The sequence below is a fragment of the Reyranella sp. CPCC 100927 genome (genome assembly GCF_007859315.1).
Taxonomy (GTDB): domain Bacteria; phylum Pseudomonadota; class Alphaproteobacteria; order Reyranellales; family Reyranellaceae; genus Vineibacter.
In genome coordinates, this window is record NZ_VOHA01000038.1 from 1 (window position 1) to 18390 (window position 18390).

Sequence of the window (18390 nt, forward strand, 5' to 3'; positions counted from 1 at the left end):
ATCGGCCTCAACGGCAAGAGCCACGCGCTCAACGGCAAGATGGGCATGCGGTTCCATTGGTGATCATCGAAAACCTGGGAGCGCGGGCGTCTCGCCCGCATCGAATGCTTGCTTTCGCCTTGATATGAGCGGGCGGGACGCCCGCGCTCCCAGGGGTGATGCACCTCAATGACGCTTGTCTTGAACCGCTCGCTCTTTCATCATTTCAGGGATACCGCGAAACGCGGTAGATCACTGGCATGCGCCAGCACATGAGATGGATCACGCTGCTGATCAGCGCCATGCTGATCACCCCGGCGCAGGCCGCGCCGGAGCTGCCGCCGGGCGTCCGCCTGATCGACGGCTATATTCCGCGTTTCGACCAGAAGCGCCGCATGGACGCCCTCTATGGGCACCGCCTCGACGATTTCCGCAAACAGATCCTGAAGCGCGGCGCGGCGGGCGAGTACCTGCCGTGCTCGAGCCAGATCCTCGACGAGGCGGACTGGCTGATCGGCTCGACCCGCGACACCGCCCGCATCGAGCGGCGGCTCGACGATCTCAGCAAGAGCCTCACCCAGTCGGCGGAACAGCAACGGGCCGCCGGCGAGCAGTCACCATCGGATGGATCCTGGGGCGGCTGCTACGAGGCATGGTTCCTGCGCATGTGGACCTCGGCGGATCCGCTGAAGGAGTTGGTGGCACAGGGGCGCCAGCCGGTCCATCCACTGGGCTTCCTCAAGGAGGTCGACTCGCCGCAGAAGATCGTCGAGCGTTTCCGGCGGCTGACCACGTCGCGCGTCCTGGACGACGGCATCGACAACCGCAAGGAGCTCAATCTCACCGTCACCGGCCTGGGCCAGCTGCTGTTCCTGCCGCAGCTCGCCGGCGTGTTCCCGCCGGACTGGCCGCGCGCCCCGGTATCGGCGGCGCTGATCGAATACATGGACCGCGAATGGCAGGACCCCAAGACCGGCTACTGGGGTGCCTGGTATCAACTGGGCGATCGGCTGATCAAGACCGAGGACCTCAGCGTCACGTTTCATATCGCCAGCTACCGTGACGGGCGCATCGAACGCCTGCCTGAGCTGATCCGCACGACGTTCCGCACGCGCGAACGCAGCTATCCCTACGGCTGGCAGGATCGCGGCGCGCAGAATTGCCACCACGCCTACGACGTGGTGCGGCTGGTGCGCTTCGGCTGGTCGGACATGAACGACATGCAAAAGGCGTTCGCGCGGGCGCAACTGGCGATCATCCTCGCCCGCACGATCCGCCTGTCGATCAACAGCGTCGGCGAGGTCGATACGCGACCCTACAACAGGGTCGCCGAGGCCTACTATTTCTGTACCAGCCTGCTCGATGACATCGGTTATTTCCGCCGCTCGCGCAATTTCTGGTCAAATCTCGAGTTCGACGGCGAGGACCTGCGCGAGAAGCTGCTGGCCCAACTGAAGGACCTGCCGGGCGACGATCCGATGATCAGCGCCGCCCGCCGCAAGCTGGAGCTGCGGGATTAGACTGGTGTGAGTTATCCATTGATGAATCGGTCGTCCTGAGCGCAGCGAAGGATCTTGCGGTGGACCGCTCAAAAGAATGTCGGCGATGGCGATATCAGTCCCCGATCGCGCTGCCACCCACACCGCAGGATCCTTCGCTGCGCTCCGGATGACGGCAAGCCGTTTCCAACGTCAGCCGCTCTAGCGGTTACCCGGCTTGCCCTCCAGCGCCTGCACGCGGCGTTCGAGGGCGGCCAGGCGGTCGGTGAGCTCGTTGATGCGCAGCGCCGCCGCCTCGGTGTCCACCGCGACCGAGGCGACGCCCATCGCGACGGCCAGCATCTGGGGGTCCATCGTCGTACTGTCGACCTTGGCGACGGCGCTGCCGATGCCCGGTACCGATAGACCCGCTGGTTTGTCGACGCTCGCGCCTGCCAGCCAGCCGGTGACGAAAATGCCAGCGGCAGCGAGCGCCGTGGCTATCCGCGTGGGCTTCATATCGTTCTCTCCCTCGGCCGCGCGGCTGCAACAGCAACGACACCCTCATGGCGCTCAACGAGTATCCGCTTCTTGTGGCGCGCTGTCACCGTTGCGCCACCCGTTCGGTCGGGCGAAATGACTCCAGGAATGCATCGACTCGCGGCCGCGCGGTGGTCCACCGCTGCCGGGACACGACGACCTCCGCGCGATACACCGCCGTCGTCGTCGTGCAGATCCGTGCTACGTAGTGCAGGTTGACGGGTACCGATGCCTGCACGCGGCGACCCGGGGTCCCGGAAAAACACGCCTCGGTCCGGTCGAAGTCCACGCCATTCGGCTCCATGACCGCGAGGCTCCGTGCCGTGAATTCGCGGGCGACGTCGGCCGCACTGCGACCACCGCGGGTGGACTGCGGCAGCGGGATGACCGTAACGCTATAGACCTCGTCGGGCGTTCCGGTCAGGTAGTGCGTGGCCGGCAATGCCCCCTCACGCCATGGCCGTACCTGCACCGTGCCCGGGAAGCGGATCGCGAAACTGCCATCGGACGCCCGATAGTCGATCCAGTTGCTGATCGACGGTATTGCCGGCAGCTGGGCCTGAGCCGATGTTATCGAACACGCCGGCAGGCACGCGAGGGTGACTGGGATATACGCCGCCAGTGCTTTCTTTTTCATCATCTTGGGACAGCTTTCTGCTTACGAGACGTCGTTGGAATCTCTTTTCACGAAACCGCTCCGCCCCGGGGCGAGCACAAAGCCATATGCTTCTCCTGTACAGGGATGCGCGGCGCACGCCCGGCATGGATCCGGCGTACCCTCGATCACACCCCTTCCGAAGGAATGGCCGACCTTGGGCGCTTGCGCATGCCAGCAGCACGGCGAGGGAAACAATGCGGTATTGTTCGCAGGACAGGCTCGGGAGATTCAGATTTCTTGAAGGCCAAGCCGGCCTGTTGGAAATCCAGGCGCCCTACTTGTGAATCGTTCTTAAAGAGAATCAAAATTCACTATTTACATTATATCCCCCCAGAAATTTCACTTATTACCGCTCTATTCAATGTAATTGGAGTTTCCTATGAAGAGATCGTATTACATATCCAAATCACTCTATCACGCGATCATGACTTCTTCCATTCATATTACTAAGTAATCTAATGTTTTTGATCCAGGATCACCACACCCGTCGAGCGCGACATTTCCACGCGACGCTGTCGATCCTCTGATGATCGCCGTCAGGAAGGAGCGCCGGCTGTGGCCGACGACTGCGCATGGGCGGCGGCTCCACCCAACACCGCGGGGTCGACCGGGCCGCCGCCCAGGGCCTGGACGTTGACCATGGTCTGGGCGAACTCGATTCCCAATGCCGGGAAGGCCTGGAACATGCGCTTGACAGCCTGGCGCTGAATGTAGGTCGGCTTGATCGGACGGCAGGTAAACTTGAAGCGCAGCACGAGGGCGTTGTCCGCGATGTCGGCGACACCCTGCATCTTGAGCGGCTGCAGCATGTCGCGCTTGAACTCCGGCTCGTTCATCATCTCCTGGCCGATCTTCTTGACCGCCTTGCGCACCTTCTCGAAGTCGGTGTTGCGCGCAAAGCGCAGATTGAACTTCACCGTGGTCCAGTCGCGGCTGAAGTTGCTGATCTGGCCGAGCTGACCGAACGGAATGGTGTGTACCTGGCCGTTCTGATGACGCAGTCGGATCGAGCGCAGGGTGAAGCCTTCCACGATGCCCTTGGCCTTGCCGACATCGAGATATTCGCCGACACGGAAGGCGTCGTCGGCCAGGTAGAAAACCCCCGACACGACATCGCGCACCAACGCCTGGCTGCCGAACGAGATCGCGAGGCCGATCACCGAGGCGCCGGCGATCAGCGGGGCGATGTTGACGCCCAGTTCCGACAACACGACCAGGGTTGTGAGCACCACGATGACGACCGCCATGGCGATCCGCATCACCGGCAGCAATGTGCGCAGCCGCGAGACATTGGTCGGGGCGGCGTTTTCCATGTCCTCGGGATCGCCACCGGGCGCCATGACCGGGTTGCGCGCGGCATAGCGGTCGGCGAGGAATTGCACAGTCTCCCAGGCAACGTAGGCCAGGAACAGGATCGTGCCGACCGTGATGCCGGACCGCGCCACCCGCCACATGTCTTCAGGACGGACCAGCGCCAGGACTTCCACCACCCACGTCTCGGCCACCATCACGAACGCCACGATGCGGACGAGAACGCGCAGGCAGCGGGCGGCAACGTCGATGAACCGCGGCGCCGCGATGCCGGTCTCGGTGGTGCCCGCCGGTTTCGCCAACCGCCGCGTCACGTAGTCGAACAACGTTTCCAGCAGCACCAGGGCGATGACGACCCCCAGGCTGCGCACGATGGCTTGCGATACCTCGAAGCGCGCGAAGATCACGGCATAGAAATGCGCGGCGGCGATGGCGAGGAAAAGCGCGATGGCGAAGATGAACCACTGCCGCGCCAGGGCGATGCGGATATGCTCGCCCGCATGATGCGTGTGTTCGACCATGGCCACGAGCCAGCGCGCCACGGGCGCGCGCACGAACCATATCGCCCCGATATAGGCCACCGCCAGAACGACGGTATGGACGACGGCCGCTGCCGACATGGCATCCGGCGGCGTGCCGGCGCCGTTGAGGAACGATGACCAGGACCGCACCGCCGCCGTCATCATCGTCACGAACGACAGCGCGTAGTAGATGCGGCGGGCATCGGCATCGTTCACCGGCACGATGCGCGCCACCGGCAGACTGGGGCGGAACCACAGACGGAAGACCAGGACGTACGACCGCCAGGCCACAAGGCCGAACAGCAGGAGGGTAGCCAGCCGCGCCGGCGTGTCCTCACCGGCAAACCACCAGCCACCCACCGCGCGCGCCGCCACGGCCAGCACGAGGATCGGCACCATATCGACAGCGGCCAGACCCAGCAGGCGCCACGGCCCTGGTGCCGCATCATGGCCATGCAGAATACCGCGATGCGCGCCTACCAGCGCCCATCGCGCGACCAGTTCGGCGCCAAGTGCCAGCGCCACGGCCAGCGCCAGCAGCAGGAAGACGTTGAGCGTCCCGGCCCTTTCGAGGGTTCGGCGGTTGAGCTGATCAACGACAATACCGGTATGGCGGAACAGGTCCGGAAAAGCACCGAGCACGACCTGAACGCGATCCGCCAGCACACGCGATTCGGTCCGGAACTGGCCGTCATCGCTGGGCTTGGCCGGCGCCGTCGTATCGGTCGCGCCGGGCTTGCGCGCGATCGTGCCCTGCTCCGTGAGCTTCTTGACCACGGCGCCACTGATGGCGTCGACCAGCGCGTCAAACTGCTGCTGGGTCATTCCGGGCGGCGGTGCGGGCGGGACGGGCTGCGCCATGGTACCCGTCGCCATGCTGACCAGCAGTCCCAGCGCCAGCACAAGCGATCTCATCGCCCCATCAAGACACATCCGATTCAGCCGCGGTTGTGAACGACATGGAAACGCAGCGCCGAACTCGCCGTTTCGCCTCTCACGGGCAATCTCCCGACGCGTCTGGAATGAAAGTGCACGTGATCAAGTACCGCCAGCGGCGGCCACGCGCGCGGTCCAGCATCGCTGCTGATGATCGGGCTACGCCATCTGGAGCTGACGCGCTCTGCCGATGCTGCATTCGGGCGCTTGGCGTTCGGGCGACGGTTGATGGGCTGCGGCGCAATCGGCGCTGCGCTTGCTCGCCAGCTTGCAGAACTGCGTAGCGATCAGATCGACGGTGTACCTGGTTTCACCATCTTCGTATGAGCCTTCGCACAGACGCCCCGTCACCAGCACGAGATCGCCGTCGTTGACGTGCTGCATGATGTAGGCCTGCACGTTTTCAGGAAGGACGGTGACGGTGTTCCAGTGCGGTTGGTCAACATAGGAGCCGTCGCGCTGCTGGACCCTGTAGTTGGCGCATATCGACACCCTTGTCGTAGCGCCGACCGTGGTGACATGGCCAACGCGGCCCAGAATGCGAAACTCAGCCTCGTTTATCATAGCGGAGCTCCCTCGTACTGCTCACCTGTGTGAGCCTCGTCAAATGGCCAGGGATGCCTGCGGTGCCATTGTTGATGTCCGCCGCACGGCAACAACGACACTGCTTTCAGTTAACATATCAAACATATGTCTATGCTCCTGTCGCCGCAGACTGGAATTGCGGGACGGCAAAGTCCAATCGGTAAGTTTTGAGCCACTAATCGGACTCGGTTATCAATGCGTCAACCAGCAGGATTAAGTCGATCGCGGGCGGCCGCACCGGCGGCAGAGACTACGGCGCTGCAGAGCCGGCATCGGAAAGACAATCTGCAGTCCGTCGAGATCAAGCTGTGCGAGGACATCATGTTCCCGTGGAAGCCCGGCGTGTCGAGCCACGAACTGGCGGCTGGCGATGAGATGCCAACTCGGCGGCGATCTTCCACATGGTCGCCGTCGCCGGATGCCCCTCACCTTGAGCGCGTAGCAAGACGAGGCCGGTCTCGGCATCCAAGCCCTCGATGGGGCGACTGACCATCGGCGCCAGGCCAGCGAGATGCGATCGACCAAACCAGCCCAGGCTTATCGCCGGCACACGCTTAACCGCGCCATAGCGCTCGACTGCCAGCGCATTGCGTTCCGGTGGACGGGTGAGGGTACCACCCGCAGAGCGCACGAATTGCAGGATCGCAGTGATCAGTGCGACGCCGTACGCGCGATCGAACATTGCGATCCGCATTTTCTTCAGCGCGGACAGCGGCAGGACCGCATGGCGGCTGGCAGGGTGCTCCCGCGGCAGGAGAACCTCCACTCGGCGGCGGCGTAGAACAAGGCGTTCGATTTCCGTCACTGACGCGCTATGGGGGTCGAGCGGCGAATATGTCACCGCGCCACCCAGCATCGGCTCGATCAGCAGTGCGAGATCTATTTCGCGCCGCGCAAGAGCCGCGCGCAGTCGCGCATCCGTGTCATTGGCAACGCGCAGTGGGATGTCAGGCCGCTGCAGAATGAAACGATCCAGAAGGTTGACCCGCTCGGCGACGAGCATTGTCTGGACGGTGGCACCGATGGCCAGCTGATTGGTCTGGATCGCGCGCGCTGTATTCCTGGCGATCTCCGTCTCGAACAACATACGCCGGGCATTGCCAAGAAAGAGACGGCCCTGCACCGACAATTCGACGACGCGACTCGTGCGGTTGAACAGCGGAAACCCAAGAAGCCGCTCGAACTCCCTGATTTGCGCCGAAAGCGCCGGCTGCGACACTTGGAGACGCGCGGCCGCGCGGCCGAAAGAGCGTTCTTCGGCGACGGCCACGAAAGCGCGATATGGCTTGGCGTCAATATCCATGGCGCGACCGGCCCGGCGCAATCCTATGGCGACTTAGAATCGATCTAGGGTGTGTGTCCGACAATAGCGTCTTGGACGTGGGCTGACGTTCAGCGAGTGCTCGTCGAGAGAGCTCATCATCCTCAGACTACTCGTGCCTCTAATGGCTTGAGGACGTAGCAAAGTTGTGGGTACCTCACAATCACAATTGCGCGATATTCTTCTATTATTTGTAATAATACATGCCTGCCGACTATCTGTTTCAGTCATACTTCGGCTCGCTTGTTAACGATCCGTTTGAACGATGTATTTGCTGGGCAGCGCTATCGTATTTTGATAAAAATTCGATATCGAAGGATTTTCCCGCACGCCAGTACGTGACCTCCTTTGTCAGCAAGCGGCGATAACATGCCACAAGTAAGTATTGTTCTCTCTTCACCGGGTCAGGAGCGCGAGGAAGACGTCGCATGGTTCACGGACGGACGCCGGCGGCGCGGCCAGCGGACCCGGTCCCGGATCATCGACGTCACGCGCCGCCTCATGCGGACCGGGTGCTGGCAGCCAACCTCTGCCAACATCGCCACGGAGGCGGGCGTCAGCATGCGCGCTCTCTTCCAGCATTTCGCCAGCATGCAGAACCTGTATGCCGTCGCACTGGAAGACGCCGAGCTGTCACGCGAGATCGCAGCCCGGTTGCTGGGCGCGACGTTTCCCCAGGCCTGGGCCGGCCCTGTCGTACGGCTGATCATCGGCGGCCCGCCCGAGCCCACACTGTCACCGATGGCGACGATGTCATCAGAACCCATGGCTTCAGCCTCGGCCTGAGTTCCTCGGCGTGCCGCGGGCCAGACGTACGCCCGATCTCAGTTCCGCAACGCTGTTTCGATCACGGGCAGGTACAGCAGGAACGTCGTGCCGCGTCCGACCGCGCTGTCGACGCTCATGAAGCCGCCCGATTGATGAACGAAGCCGTAGACCATGGCGAGTCCCAGGCCGGTGCCCTGGCCTTCGTCCTTGGTCGTGAAGAACGGCTCGAAGATGTGGGCCTGCACGTCGGGCGTCATGCCGGCGCCGGTGTCGCGTACGGCAATCTCGATCCATGCGCCGGCACGCAGGTGCGGCCGGGGTTCGACATCCGCCGGGGTCAGGACACGCCGAGACGCCGCCACATGCAGTTCGCCGCCCTCGGGCATGGCATCGCGGGCATTGACCGCGAGATTGAGGATCGCCGTCTCGAACCCGCTGCGATCGAGCCGGCATCGCGGCAGGCCCTCGTCGACATCGAGGCGGAAACGGATATGGCTTGGCACGACGCTCGACAACAAACGCGCAAGATCGTGCAGCAGGACATCGATGGCCATTTCCGTCGGTTCCAGCGGCCGCTGCCGCGCCACCATCATGAGGCGCGACACGACGTCGGCGCCCCGCTCGGCCGCCGTGATCGCCGTCGTGATCTTGCGCTGGTGCGGCGAGTCCGGCGACAGCTCGTCCGCCAGGACCTCCAGCTTGGCCATGATGATGGCCAGGATGTTGTTGAAGTCGTGCGCGATGCCGCCGGTGAGCTTGCCGAGCGCCTCGAGCTTCTGGCTTTGGCGCAGGCTCGCCTCGGCCTGCGCCAGCTGCACCTCGGCGCGGCGCTGGCGGGTGATATCCTTCGCCACCACCAGCCGGGCGCGCTGGCGGCGGAAGCCAATCGACGCCGACGTGATCTTGTTCTCGGTGATCGACCCGTCCTTCATGACATGCCGCCAGACGCCGCGATCATGGGCGACACCGTCATCATCGACGATCGTTGTCACGAATTGCTTGAGGCGAGGCCGATCCTCGGCCGGCAGAAGATCGAATATCGTCAGTTTGCGAAACTCGGCCGTCGTGTAGCCGTAGGCATTGCGGGCGGCTTCGTTGGCCTCGAAAATCCGCAACGTGTCGCGGTGGTGTACCCACATCGCGTCGGGATTCTTCTCGAACAAGACCCGGAAACTGGCGGCGCTCTGCTGCAGATGTTCGAACACCAGGGTGCCAATTCCTGCCGTCAGCGCAAAAATGGCGACGCCGATCACGATCGTGGCGAACGCGCCAGACGGTATGCCGGGTGGGGCATGCAGGTCGCCGTCCGTGATGCACATCGCGTTCATCAGGAAGAGGTGCACGCCACCGATGGCGACAGCCAGGAGCAGCGGGCTGGCGAAATGCTGGATGGCGGTCGCCCGCTGCGAGCCCGAGTGGTTGGGGCGGAACCGGACCAGAAACGCGGCGATGGTGAGCGCTACAGGTGCAACAAAGGACGCACACAGCAGCAACAGATCGTAGCGGATCAGCACGCCCGGCCGCAGCGCCGCCACGGCGCCGTAGTACGTCGCGCCGATTCCCAGGCCCATGACCGTTCCGGCCACGAGGGCTCGGGGAATCATGGCGGCAGGGTGCACCAGGACGCGCAACGCCAGGCCGGTCGCCAGCATGGCCGGGATGGCCGCGATGCCGGCCGCGATCGGGTCGTATGTCCCCGTCACCGGTTCCATGTGCGACGACATCGTCACGAAGTGCGCCGACCAGATGCCGCCGCCCATGACGATCGCGCCGCCCACCAGCCACCACAGGCGTCGTGTCCCGTCGCGCCGTTCGACAAGTCGGCCGGCCAGCTCCAGGAAGGCGAAACTGGCAAGTGCGGCGATGGCGTAGGGGAAGATGTCCAGTGTGTGGGCGCGAATCGCCACCAGGTTTTCAACCGGACTGCACTCGGAACTGAACAACGCCGCGAGGTCCATAGGGCCTTTCAGGGCTCAGAGCGCACCGGCTGAAAACGATGTGATCAAATCATTTGCATTCGAAGTATAATGCACAATGGAGCCCAGGAACACAGGGCTGTCAATTCCCGCGACGCTCGGATGGCGATCGCGGGCGGCGATCCCGGCGCGCGCTGTGCTTCACACCGCTTCGGCGCGGGTGCGCTCGACCAGGAGGTGGGCCGCCGTACGGAAGGCGTCGAAGAAGGAAGACAGGTCGTCGACGCCCAGCCGTTTCCTGTAGCCGGGTGCCGACTTGTTGGAGAACGCCCAGGCACCGCCGCCAGGATTGATCTCCAGCAGGTGCAGGCCGCCATCCTTGTCGCGCAGGATATCGCAGGCCTGCAGCGCCACCGTCGGCATGGCGCGCCAGGCGGCGGCAGCCAACGCCAGCATGGCCGGATCGCGGGTGACGTGCGCCGTCATGTCCGGCGGTGCCGGCATGTAGTCAGCCGGTTTGAAGGGCGCGCGCGACGGGTCCAGCATCAGCGGCCGGGTCGACTGGCGCCAGTAGGAGAACAGCGGCACGCCGAACAAGGTCAGCACGCGGCAGGTCATGGCATGGCCGCAGTCGACGAATGTCTGCGCGATCATCGGCGCGTATCGGCCCAGATGATCGGCCGGATAGTCCGATGGCGCGCGATAATGCACGCGATCGGTCGGCAGCAGCTCGATATTCTGGCCCCAGGACGCCAGTGCGTAGGATGGCTTTACGATCACATAAGGACCGTAGGTATCGCGGGAGAGCACGGTCTGCGGACCGATCTCCTCGAAGGCCGGCACCGGCAGGCCCGCTGCGGCCAGGCGGCGCATCTCCTCCAGCTTGGACATCGGCTGGCCGGCATAGAGCCGGCCGCGGCGCGGACGAAAGTCCAGCAGACGGACGGGCGAGAAGATCAGCGACGGACGCTGCGCGGCCTTGCGGCTTGTCACGGACGACCGCGACGGATTGGAAACGATGAAGACCTCGATATCCGGCGCCATGCTCTCGGCATGGGTTTTGATGGCGTGGAAGTCGGCGATGTCCTGCCAGTCCGGTGTGTGAACCAGGACCAGGTTGCGGCTCGGCGTCATGGCGCCGGCCCGCCCAATGCCGATGCCTTGAGACGATACGTCATCTCGTCCGGCGCCAGGCGCGCCGCTTCGGCGAAGTGCGCCGCGGCATCCCGTCGGTGTCCCAACCGAAGGCACGCGACGGCCGCCAGTTCGCAGGCTCTGTCGCCGAAGATGCGGCGGTCGAATGCCAGCACCCCGTCCTGCAGGGTGTCCGGATCGATGGCGCGCAGCTTCTGGGCGACGCGCAGCGCCGCCCGCGGGCGGCCGGCATCGAGTGCGGCACGTCCCAGCAGGAACCAGAGCGCATAGTCGTGCGGCAGGATCGCCAGGCCTTCGGCGATCGCCGGCACGGGATCACCGCCGCCTTGCCGTTCGGCGCGGGCCAGAAGCTGGCAGCACAGGCTTGCCGCAGCGCGCTGCTCGTCCGACTCCTGCCGCCGGGCACCGGCGATCCCCGATCGCGCCGCCGCCATCGCCGGCTGCAGCCGCCCCAGCGCGACCAGTGTTTCGGCGAGATGGTGCCAGAGAAAGGCGCGGTCGGGATCATCGCGCACGGCCTGCTCCAGCAGCGCGAGGTTACGGGCGTGCTTATGCCCCTGTCCGCCGTCGTAGCCGAGATGATCGATCCGCACGGATGTCTGCCGGATCGGCAGGCCCTCGCGGGTACTGATCGTTCGGATGGCGGGGACCATCGTCTCATGGATGCGGCCGGCAAAGCGCAGGCGCGGATCGCTGCGGAACAGCCGCCATTCGCGGTAGCGCGTGTAGCCCGTCTTGGGCCGCAGCCGCACGAGGCCCGCGATGGCGCCCGGGTCGATATAGTCGGCCAGGACACCGCCCTCCGGCAGGACCAGGCGCTCGTCGGCGTCGATATAGAGGACCCAGCTGCCGGACACCCTTGCCAGCGCGGCGTTGCGCGCCGCCGCAAAATCATCGCGCCAGGGCTGATGGTACAAACGTACGCCAGCACGGGTTGCGATGTCGACGGTGCCATCCGTCGAGCCGGTGTCGACCACGACGATGTCGTCGACCCGGCCCTGCAAGGACTCCAGGCACCCCGGCAGGAACGACTGTTCGTTGCGAACAATCATCGCCGCCGACACGGTTACGGGGCTGCTCATCGGCGCCCCGTCGCTTGACACGTCAGGTGTTGCCGGTGAACGCCAGGGCTTCGGTGATGCTCATCGCGTCGATCGGGAAGGTCACGACCCGCGGCGCCTCATAGGCCTTGTCCGCCGTCAGGGCGCGCAGCTTTTCCGGGATCTGCGGCGGGGGTGAGCTGACCGCTTCTGCTGAAGTCGCTGTTGAAATGACGGTCATCGACGTGCCTTCGTTGCTGTACTCACCGACCACAGAACCGTAGCATGGGCACTTCCATTGTCAAACGCTCCAGGGGAGCGACACGCACCGTGCTGCTGCTGTTCTATGATGTGCCGTGGGGCTTGTCTCTCGATGTGCCTTCCACCCCGGACATCACGATCTCGACCGACCGCAACCGCTACGACGACGCAGACGCGGTCGTTTTCCACCCGCCGGAATGGACGCGCGCGCGCATCCGGGCCCGCCGGCCCTGGGCGTGGGATCTCCATCCTGCCAAGCGGCCGGGGCAGCTCTGGATCGCCAGCACGATCGAATGCCAGGACCACTACCCGATCATGCGCGACGTGCGCTTCATGCGCCATTTCGACCTGACGATGACCTATCGCCGCGACTGCGACGTGCCGGCGACATATGCCATCCCGCACGGTTCGGTGCCGGCGATGATCGCGGCGCTGCGGCGGCCACCGCCACCAAAGTCCGCCGACGCCTTGCTCGCCACTTTCATCTCGAGCGCGGTCGATACCAGCAACCGGCGCGCCTACCTCTACGAGCTGGCGCAATACATGGCGATCGACTCGTACGGCACGTTCATGAACAACCGTGCGCTGGCGTCCGACGCCGGCCGGCCGTCCAAGCTGGACGCGATCTCGACGTACAGGTTCACGGCCGCGTTCGAGAACGCGCGCGCGGTGGACTACGTGACCGAAAAGTTCTTCGACCCCCTGTGGGCGGGCTCCATTCCGGTCTACTTTGGGGCGCCCAACGTCGCGGCGTTCGCGCCCGGCGATCACTGCTATATCGATGCGTCGGATTTCCCCGATCCCCGCCAGCTGGCCGAGCACCTGCGCGCCATTGCCGGCGACGATGAGCGCTACGGCCGCTTCTTCGACTGGAAGCAGCGGCCGCTGCGCGACAGCTTCCTGAAGCTGATCGAAACCGAAAGCCGCAGCCCGGTCGAGCGCCTGTGCGCCCTGTTGCGGCAACGCTTCAGGCGACCGTGATCACCAATTCATGTTCCTCCCCAGCGAAGCTGGGGGAGGAAGTGCTCCGGGCCGCGGCGCGGTCGGCGTCGACCATCTCGGCCACGAGATCCTCGAAGCGGGTGCGATGCCACCATCCCAGGCGCTGCCGCGCCTTGGTCGGATCGCCGACGAGGTGGTCGGCCTCGGTCGGACGCCTGTAGGTCGGATCGATTGCGATCAGAACCTCGCCGCTGCGCGCGCAACAGCCGGTCTCCTCGACCCCGGTGCCACGCCACACGATGGGACGCCCGATGCGGGCGAAGGCCAGCTCGGCGAACGCGCGGACCGAATGCGCTTCGCCGGTCGACAGCACGTAGTCGTCAGGCTGGTCCTGCTGCAGCATCAGCCACATGCCCTCGACATAGTCGCGGGCATGGCCCCAGTCGCGCCGGGCATCGAGATTGCCGAGATAGAGGCGCTGCTGGCGGCCGGCCTCGATGGCTGCCACGGCGCGCGTGATCTTGCGGGTGACGAACGTCTCGCCGCGCAGCGGCGATTCGTGGTTGAACAGGATGCCGTTGGAGGCATGCAGGCCGTAGGCCTCGCGGCGGTAGAGGTGGTCGATGCGCTGGGTGTTGAGCGAGGAGGCGCGGCGCTTGATGCCGTGCACGATATAGTCACGGGCCAGCAGAAAGTCGGCGAGATAGGCGCCGTCCTGTCCGGTGATCCCCGTGATCAGAGCGACCTTGTCGGCCATCGCTTGCCATGTCCCTGTGCCATGCCCACTCATGATACAGGACCAGCCGGCATTCGCGTTAATCGACTTGAACACTCCTGCCGGTTGATGCCCAATGCCTTGCCAACAGCGCGAGGGCGTACGCCGTGTCCTACCGTCGCATCGACGGCCTTGAGTGCAATGAGCTGCCGGAGGGTTGTGTCGTCTACGACCAGGCCCGCGAACAGGTTCACTACCTCAACCGGACGGCGACGGCCGTGCTCGACCTGTGCGACGGCAACCGCGATGCCGATGCCATCGCCGATCTGTTGCAGAGCGTCTTCAGCCTGCCGACACCGCCGCGATCGGATGTCGCGGATTGCCTGGCGGCACTGGCCAGCCAGGGCCTGATCGAACACCGCCCCTGACCGATGCGACGAGGATGAAGCCATTGCCATCGAGCATGCTCAAAATGATCGCGGCGGGCACGATCGTCGGCGTGATCCTGGGCATCCTGGACAACTACGCGGTCCTCGCGAACGGCACGACGCAAGAGGTCGCGCGGGCGGTGGGCGGCACCGTGGCCTACGCGCTGTTCGGCGCCTTCGCCGGGGCTGCCACCTGGCATGTCCTGCAATCCAGCCGGCGATCCTGACGCGGTGACCGCTCAGCCCTCGGACAGATCGTCGACGTCGTTGCGCAGCGGCTGGCCGCCGCGCCAGCGCGCGAGATTGTCGAGGAAGATGTCGAAGATCGCCTCGTTCTGGCCCAGCGAATGGCTGGCCGTGTGCGGCGAGACGATCACGTTGGGCATGTCCCACAGCGGCGAGGCCGCATCCAGCGGCTCGCGCTCGAAGACGTCGAGATAGGCGCCGGCCAGTCTGCCGCTGGCCAGCGCCGCGATCACGTCGCGCTCCACCGCCACTTCACCGCGCGCCACGTTCACCAGGTGCGCGCCCGCCGGCATGGCCGCGAATGTCGCCGCGTTGGCGATGCCGCGCGTGGTGGGCGAGGCCGGACAGCACAGGATCAGCCAGTCGGCTTGCGGCAAGACCGCGGCGAGATCGCCGTAAGCGATCGTGCGGTCACAGGGCGGCACCGGCGCCGCGCCGCGGCGCACGCCGATGGTGCGCATCTCCAGCATCTTCAGCAGACCCGCGATCGTGCGGCCGATCGGCCCCAGCCCGACGATGACGGCGCATTGGCCCTTGAGGTCGCGCGGCGAACGCTCGCCCAGGCGCGGTTCCCAGGCATGGCGGCGCTGCGCGTCGGCCAACAGTGGAAAGCGCCGGTTGAGCGCGATGACGGCACCCAGGGCGCTGTGTGCCACCGTCACCGCCGTCGCACCCGACGCCGTCGTCACCTTCATGCCGCGCGCCCGCAGCTCGGCATAGATCGGACGATCGGCGCCGGCGGGATGGATCTGCAGCCAGCGCAGCCGCGGTGACTTGCGCAGCACGGCCTGAAAATCGCGCAGCTCCAGGGTCAGATTGTTCTTGCTGGAACGGCCGGTCACCTCGCGCGTCATGAAGGCGATGTCGGCCATGCAGGGCGCGTCGACGATGATCGCCGCCTCCGCTGTCACGAAGGCAAGGCTGCCGGGCGGCACGGCCGCAGCAATGCGCTCGCCCCAGGTGCGTCGTGCATACGCGGAAAGCAGCAAGGTGAGCGGTGATGATGGTGTATCGGTCATGGTGTCGTGGGGTGGAGCGAGGTGTCATCCCGAGCGCAGCGAGGGGTCCAGGAGGAGCGCCCGGATCCCTCGCTGCGCTCGGGATGACAGGTGTGCCACCCTACTCCGCTGCAAGCTTCGCGCCACCGAAGGCGGGCATCACGTCGCGGGCGAAGCGATGCAGCTGGTCCGTGAATTCGGCCGGCGACAGGCCCTCGGCCCAGTGGACCATGAAATCCTCGAGGCCGGGATACTTGGCCTCGATCGAGCGAATGCCGGCGATGACCTCGTCCGGCGGACCGCAGAACCAGGCCTTCTGCTTCACGCCCTCGCGGATGGTGGGGATCGACGCCGGCGCACCGGGCGTGCCCCAGGTGCGGCCCTGCTCGTCGGCGTAGCGCACGAAGCCGAACGGCGCGAACCACTTGTAGCGCTCGTCATGCGCCGGCTCGACCTTGCGGATCGCCTCCTCCTGGCTGCCGGCGATGTAGAGCCCGGCACCCCAGATCATGTCCTCGCCCAGCTGCTTGGTGCGGCCGTGGCGGGCGCAGGCGTCGTGATACTGGCGCACCACGTCGTCGAGGATCTTCTCGCCGTTCAGCGTCACCATGGCCTTGAGGTTGTAGCGCGCCATCATGTCGATGGTGCGGCCACTGGCGATCGGCATCCACACCTCGACCGGCAGGTGCTTGGGCCGCGGCACCACGGTGATCTCCTTCAGGCGATAGCCGCGATAGTCGACCGGCGGCGGACACTCGAAGTACTTGCCCTTGTGGTGGAACGACTCCTCGTTGAAGCACTTCAGCAGCAGCTGCAGCTGCTCCTCGAAATATTCGCGGTTGGCCTCGGCATCGATCAGCGGCGCGCCGAACGTCTCGACTTCGCGCGTGTGATAGCCGCGGCCCACACCCATGATCACGCGCCCGTCGGTCACGATGTCGGCCATGGCGTAATCCTCGGCCAGCCGGATCGGATGCCACATCGGCAGCACGTTGAAGGCGCAGCCGAACTTCAGGCGCTTGGTCTGCGTCGCCAGCCACAGGCCCAGCTGCACCAGGTTGGGCAGGCACTCGTAGCCCTCGTGCTGGAAATGATGCTCGGCCGTCCACAGCGCGTAGTAGCCGAGATCGTCCATGGTGCGCGCCACGTCGCGGGTGGTGGCGAAGACCTCGCTGAGGCGCTCGCTGGCGTAGCGACGGTCGTTGGCCGGCGTACCCTGCAAGCCAACATTGTCGAGGTCGATCTGACCGACATAGAGGACATGGAAGCGCTTGATCACGAGGACGCTCCTTCCGCTGCGGTGTCATCCGTCGGCACGGTAACGGGCGACGCCCGGCCCGGCCAAGGGGCGAGCGTTGACGTCATCGAATGGCTCCCCGGCATCCGCCGCCGTGCTGCGATGCCACCATTCCCAAATGGCAATATCGGCCAGCCGGTCCGCCGCGCGACGCTACACCGTGCGCACCACGAGCGTCGCGGCGTGCCAGCGACAGCGGGAGAGGACCGTGGCCGATCTGACACCGGATGAGCGAAAGGAAGCACTGCAGGCGTTCAGCAAGGGCATGACGTTGCCGCTGGCCGTTACGGTGATCCCCGCAACCCTGCTCAACCTGCTGGGACCACGCACCATCGTTGTCCCGATCGCCAGCCTGATCATGATCGTGGGCGGCATGGCCGTTGCCCTAGCGCTCGGCCTGCACCGCCGGCGCGAGGTCCTCGCCGCCATCGCGGCCCGCAAACGGCCGCCGACTAATCCCTAGCCTGCGACGGCGGATGCCGCCTCCGCGATCAGCGCCGAGACCTCCGCCGGTTTCGACGCCAGTGACGCGTGGCTGGCGGCCAAGGTGATGACCTTGCGCGCCTTCAGGCGTTCGGCCATGCGCTTCTGGTTGTCGGGATGGATCATGCGGTCATCGCTGGAGATCTGATACCAGCTCGGTTTCTTCTTCCAAGCCGGCGCCGTGATGGTGTCGCCGAACGTGCTGGCCAGTGGCGCCTTCTGCGCTACCGCCATCGCGAGAGCCTCATCGGCCGCGAGGTCCTGGCAGAAGCTTTCGTGAAATTTGTCGTACTTGATCCAGAGATAGCCGTCGCTGTCGGGCGCGAGATTGGCGATCGCCGCCGGCGGCAACGCCCGGCTGATCCCGCCCGGACTTTCGCCGGCATCAGGCGCGAAGGCCGCGATATAGACCAGGCCCGCCACGTTGGGCAGGTCGCCGGCCTGGGTGATGACGGCGCCGCCGTACGAGTGGCCGACGAGCAGCACCGGACCGTCCTGTTGTGCCACCATCTTGCGCGTGCGCTCGGCGTCATCGGCCAGCGCGGTCAGCGGCACCTCGACCGCGCGCAACCGCGTGTATCCCTGGCGCGAGAGCGCACCGATCACCTTGGTCCAGTGCGCCGCGCCACCCCAGAACCCATGCACCAGCACGATCGTCGGTTTGTCGCCCATGGCCCGCGCTCCATCACGTGAAGGGAACACCATGGGCACTATCGCATGATTCGCACGACAGCACATTGCGATTCGAATTCGCGCGCAAGAAGCGGAGCGCGGGGCGCGCGACACGGGCCGATAGTCCGGGCGACTCGCGC

At 65.3% G+C, this 18390-nt stretch carries 19 protein-coding genes; 6 read left to right on the forward strand and 13 right to left on the reverse strand.

What is annotated here, in order from left to right; translation table 11 throughout:
- Positions 1 to 251 precede the first annotated feature (251 nt).
- Complete coding sequence (locus FQU96_RS40405; RefSeq protein ID WP_146547113.1) at positions 252 to 1499, forward strand: hypothetical protein; 1248 nt, start codon at positions 252 to 254, stop codon at positions 1497 to 1499.
- Between the two features lie 180 nt (positions 1500 to 1679).
- Here FQU96_RS40405 and FQU96_RS40410 read toward each other — a convergent pair whose 3' ends face one another.
- The 5 genes from FQU96_RS40410 to FQU96_RS40430 form a co-directional block, all read right to left on the reverse strand.
- Complete coding sequence (locus tag FQU96_RS40410) at positions 1680 to 1976, reverse strand: hypothetical protein (RefSeq protein WP_146547114.1); 297 nt, start codon at positions 1974 to 1976, stop codon at positions 1680 to 1682.
- An 85-nt stretch (positions 1977 to 2061) separates the two neighbouring features.
- Positions 2062 to 2637 (reverse strand): hypothetical protein, encoded by a 576-nt coding sequence (locus FQU96_RS40415; protein WP_146547115.1) that lies wholly within the window; start codon positions 2635 to 2637, stop codon positions 2062 to 2064.
- A gap of 554 nt (positions 2638 to 3191) precedes the next feature.
- A complete protein-coding gene (locus tag FQU96_RS40420; protein WP_178131138.1) occupies positions 3192 to 5402 on the reverse strand; it encodes a mechanosensitive ion channel family protein in 2211 nt (736 codons plus the stop codon).
- Positions 5403 to 5582: 180 nt separating this feature from the next.
- Positions 5583 to 5987, reverse strand: a complete 405-nt coding sequence (locus tag FQU96_RS40425) for a single-stranded DNA-binding protein (RefSeq protein WP_146547117.1) — start codon at positions 5985 to 5987, stop codon at positions 5583 to 5585.
- Between the two features lie 340 nt (positions 5988 to 6327).
- Positions 6328 to 7311 (reverse strand): LysR family transcriptional regulator, encoded by a 984-nt coding sequence (locus tag FQU96_RS40430; RefSeq protein ID WP_146547118.1) that lies wholly within the window; start codon positions 7309 to 7311, stop codon positions 6328 to 6330.
- 387 nt (positions 7312 to 7698) lie between these two features.
- Between FQU96_RS40430 and FQU96_RS40435 the strand changes: the two genes are divergently transcribed.
- A complete protein-coding gene (locus tag FQU96_RS40435) occupies positions 7699 to 8115 on the forward strand; it encodes a TetR/AcrR family transcriptional regulator (protein ID WP_146547119.1) in 417 nt (138 codons plus the stop codon).
- A 38-nt stretch (positions 8116 to 8153) separates the two neighbouring features.
- Here the strand turns inward: FQU96_RS40435 and FQU96_RS40440 are convergent, their stop codons facing one another.
- The 4 genes from FQU96_RS40440 to FQU96_RS42405 all read right to left on the reverse strand — a co-directional run bounded on the left by FQU96_RS40440 (position 8154) and on the right by FQU96_RS42405 (position 12449).
- A complete protein-coding gene (locus FQU96_RS40440; RefSeq protein WP_146547120.1) occupies positions 8154 to 10055 on the reverse strand; it encodes an ATP-binding protein in 1902 nt (633 codons plus the stop codon).
- 159 nt (positions 10056 to 10214) lie between these two features.
- Positions 10215 to 11147 carry a hypothetical protein gene (locus FQU96_RS40445; protein ID WP_146547121.1) on the reverse strand — a complete coding sequence of 311 codons (933 nt, stop codon included), beginning with the start codon at positions 11145 to 11147 and terminating at the stop codon, positions 10215 to 10217.
- On the reverse strand, positions 11144 to 12250 hold the full coding sequence (locus FQU96_RS40450) for a glycosyltransferase family 2 protein (RefSeq protein WP_146547122.1): 1107 nt from the start codon (positions 12248 to 12250) through the stop codon (positions 11144 to 11146). The genes FQU96_RS40445 and FQU96_RS40450 overlap by 4 nt, the downstream gene beginning before the upstream one ends.
- Positions 12251 to 12272: 22 nt before the next feature.
- Positions 12273 to 12449 carry a hypothetical protein gene (locus FQU96_RS42405; protein WP_218575071.1) on the reverse strand — a complete coding sequence of 59 codons (177 nt, stop codon included), beginning with the start codon at positions 12447 to 12449 and terminating at the stop codon, positions 12273 to 12275.
- Positions 12450 to 12493: 44 nt separating this feature from the next.
- On the opposite strand from FQU96_RS42405, the gene FQU96_RS40455 reads away from it, so the two are divergent.
- Positions 12494 to 13450: a glycosyltransferase family 10 domain-containing protein gene (locus tag FQU96_RS40455; protein ID WP_146547123.1), complete on the forward strand. Its 957-nt coding sequence runs from the start codon at positions 12494 to 12496 to the stop codon at positions 13448 to 13450.
- On the opposite strand, the gene FQU96_RS40460 is transcribed toward FQU96_RS40455, so the two are convergent.
- Positions 13437 to 14168 carry a GDP-mannose 4,6-dehydratase gene (locus FQU96_RS40460; RefSeq protein ID WP_146547124.1) on the reverse strand — a complete coding sequence of 244 codons (732 nt, stop codon included), beginning with the start codon at positions 14166 to 14168 and terminating at the stop codon, positions 13437 to 13439. The genes FQU96_RS40455 and FQU96_RS40460 overlap by 14 nt on opposite strands.
- Before the next feature lie 125 nt (positions 14169 to 14293).
- On the opposite strand from FQU96_RS40460, the gene FQU96_RS40465 reads away from it, so the two are divergent.
- Together FQU96_RS40465 and FQU96_RS40470 are read left to right on the forward strand one after the other, a co-directional pair.
- Positions 14294 to 14554, forward strand: coding sequence for a PqqD family protein (locus FQU96_RS40465; RefSeq protein ID WP_178131142.1), 261 nt, complete (start codon positions 14294 to 14296; stop codon positions 14552 to 14554).
- 44 nt (positions 14555 to 14598) lie between these two features.
- Complete coding sequence (locus FQU96_RS40470; protein ID WP_146547126.1) at positions 14599 to 14781, forward strand: hypothetical protein; 183 nt, start codon at positions 14599 to 14601, stop codon at positions 14779 to 14781.
- Positions 14782 to 14793: 12 nt separating this feature from the next.
- On the opposite strand, the gene FQU96_RS40475 is transcribed toward FQU96_RS40470, so the two are convergent.
- A complete protein-coding gene (locus FQU96_RS40475; protein WP_146547127.1) occupies positions 14794 to 15819 on the reverse strand; it encodes a D-2-hydroxyacid dehydrogenase in 1026 nt (341 codons plus the stop codon).
- Positions 15820 to 15919: 100 nt separating this feature from the next.
- Positions 15920 to 17077, reverse strand: a complete 1158-nt coding sequence (locus tag FQU96_RS40480) for an LLM class flavin-dependent oxidoreductase (RefSeq protein WP_146547128.1) — start codon at positions 17075 to 17077, stop codon at positions 15920 to 15922.
- Positions 17078 to 17303: 226 nt separating this feature from the next.
- Between FQU96_RS40480 and FQU96_RS40485 the strand changes: the two genes are divergently transcribed.
- On the forward strand, positions 17304 to 17558 hold the full coding sequence (locus tag FQU96_RS40485; RefSeq protein ID WP_146547129.1) for a hypothetical protein: 255 nt from the start codon (positions 17304 to 17306) through the stop codon (positions 17556 to 17558).
- Here the strand turns inward: FQU96_RS40485 and FQU96_RS40490 are convergent.
- Positions 17555 to 18250, reverse strand: a complete 696-nt coding sequence (locus FQU96_RS40490; protein ID WP_146547130.1) for an alpha/beta hydrolase — start codon at positions 18248 to 18250, stop codon at positions 17555 to 17557. The genes FQU96_RS40485 and FQU96_RS40490 overlap by 4 nt on opposite strands.
- Positions 18251 to 18390: the final 140 nt, after the last annotated feature.

Excerpts from the sequence above, each read along its gene's own strand:
- FQU96_RS40460 (WP_146547124.1), bottom strand. The coding sequence starts at position 14,168 with ATGGCCGACAAGGTCGCTCTGATCACGGGGATCACCGGACAGGACGGC.
- FQU96_RS40435 (WP_146547119.1), top strand. The coding sequence starts at position 7,699 with ATGCCACAAGTAAGTATTGTTCTCTCTTCACCGGGTCAGGAGCGCGAG.
- FQU96_RS40470 (WP_146547126.1), top strand. The coding sequence starts at position 14,599 with ATGATCGCGGCGGGCACGATCGTCGGCGTGATCCTGGGCATCCTGGAC.
- FQU96_RS40420 (WP_178131138.1), bottom strand. The coding sequence starts at position 5,402 with ATGAGATCGCTTGTGCTGGCGCTGGGACTGCTGGTCAGCATGGCGACG.
- FQU96_RS40475 (WP_146547127.1), bottom strand. The coding sequence starts at position 15,819 with ATGACCGATACACCATCATCACCGCTCACCTTGCTGCTTTCCGCGTAT.
- FQU96_RS40430 (WP_146547118.1), bottom strand. The coding sequence starts at position 7,311 with ATGGATATTGACGCCAAGCCATATCGCGCTTTCGTGGCCGTCGCCGAA.
- FQU96_RS40490 (WP_146547130.1), bottom strand. The coding sequence starts at position 18,250 with ATGGGCGACAAACCGACGATCGTGCTGGTGCATGGGTTCTGGGGTGGC.
- FQU96_RS40440 (WP_146547120.1), bottom strand. The coding sequence starts at position 10,055 with ATGGACCTCGCGGCGTTGTTCAGTTCCGAGTGCAGTCCGGTTGAAAAC.
- FQU96_RS40405 (WP_146547113.1), top strand. The coding sequence starts at position 252 with ATGAGATGGATCACGCTGCTGATCAGCGCCATGCTGATCACCCCGGCG.
- FQU96_RS40425 (WP_146547117.1), bottom strand. The coding sequence starts at position 5,987 with ATGATAAACGAGGCTGAGTTTCGCATTCTGGGCCGCGTTGGCCATGTC.
- FQU96_RS40415 (WP_146547115.1), bottom strand. The coding sequence starts at position 2,637 with ATGATGAAAAAGAAAGCACTGGCGGCGTATATCCCAGTCACCCTCGCG.
- FQU96_RS40445 (WP_146547121.1), bottom strand. The coding sequence starts at position 11,147 with ATGACGCCGAGCCGCAACCTGGTCCTGGTTCACACACCGGACTGGCAG.
- FQU96_RS40455 (WP_146547123.1), top strand. The coding sequence starts at position 12,494 with ATGGGCACTTCCATTGTCAAACGCTCCAGGGGAGCGACACGCACCGTG.
- FQU96_RS42405 (WP_218575071.1), bottom strand. The coding sequence starts at position 12,449 with ATGACCGTCATTTCAACAGCGACTTCAGCAGAAGCGGTCAGCTCACCC.
- FQU96_RS40450 (WP_146547122.1), bottom strand. The coding sequence starts at position 12,250 with ATGAGCAGCCCCGTAACCGTGTCGGCGGCGATGATTGTTCGCAACGAA.
- FQU96_RS40410 (WP_146547114.1), bottom strand. The coding sequence starts at position 1,976 with ATGAAGCCCACGCGGATAGCCACGGCGCTCGCTGCCGCTGGCATTTTC.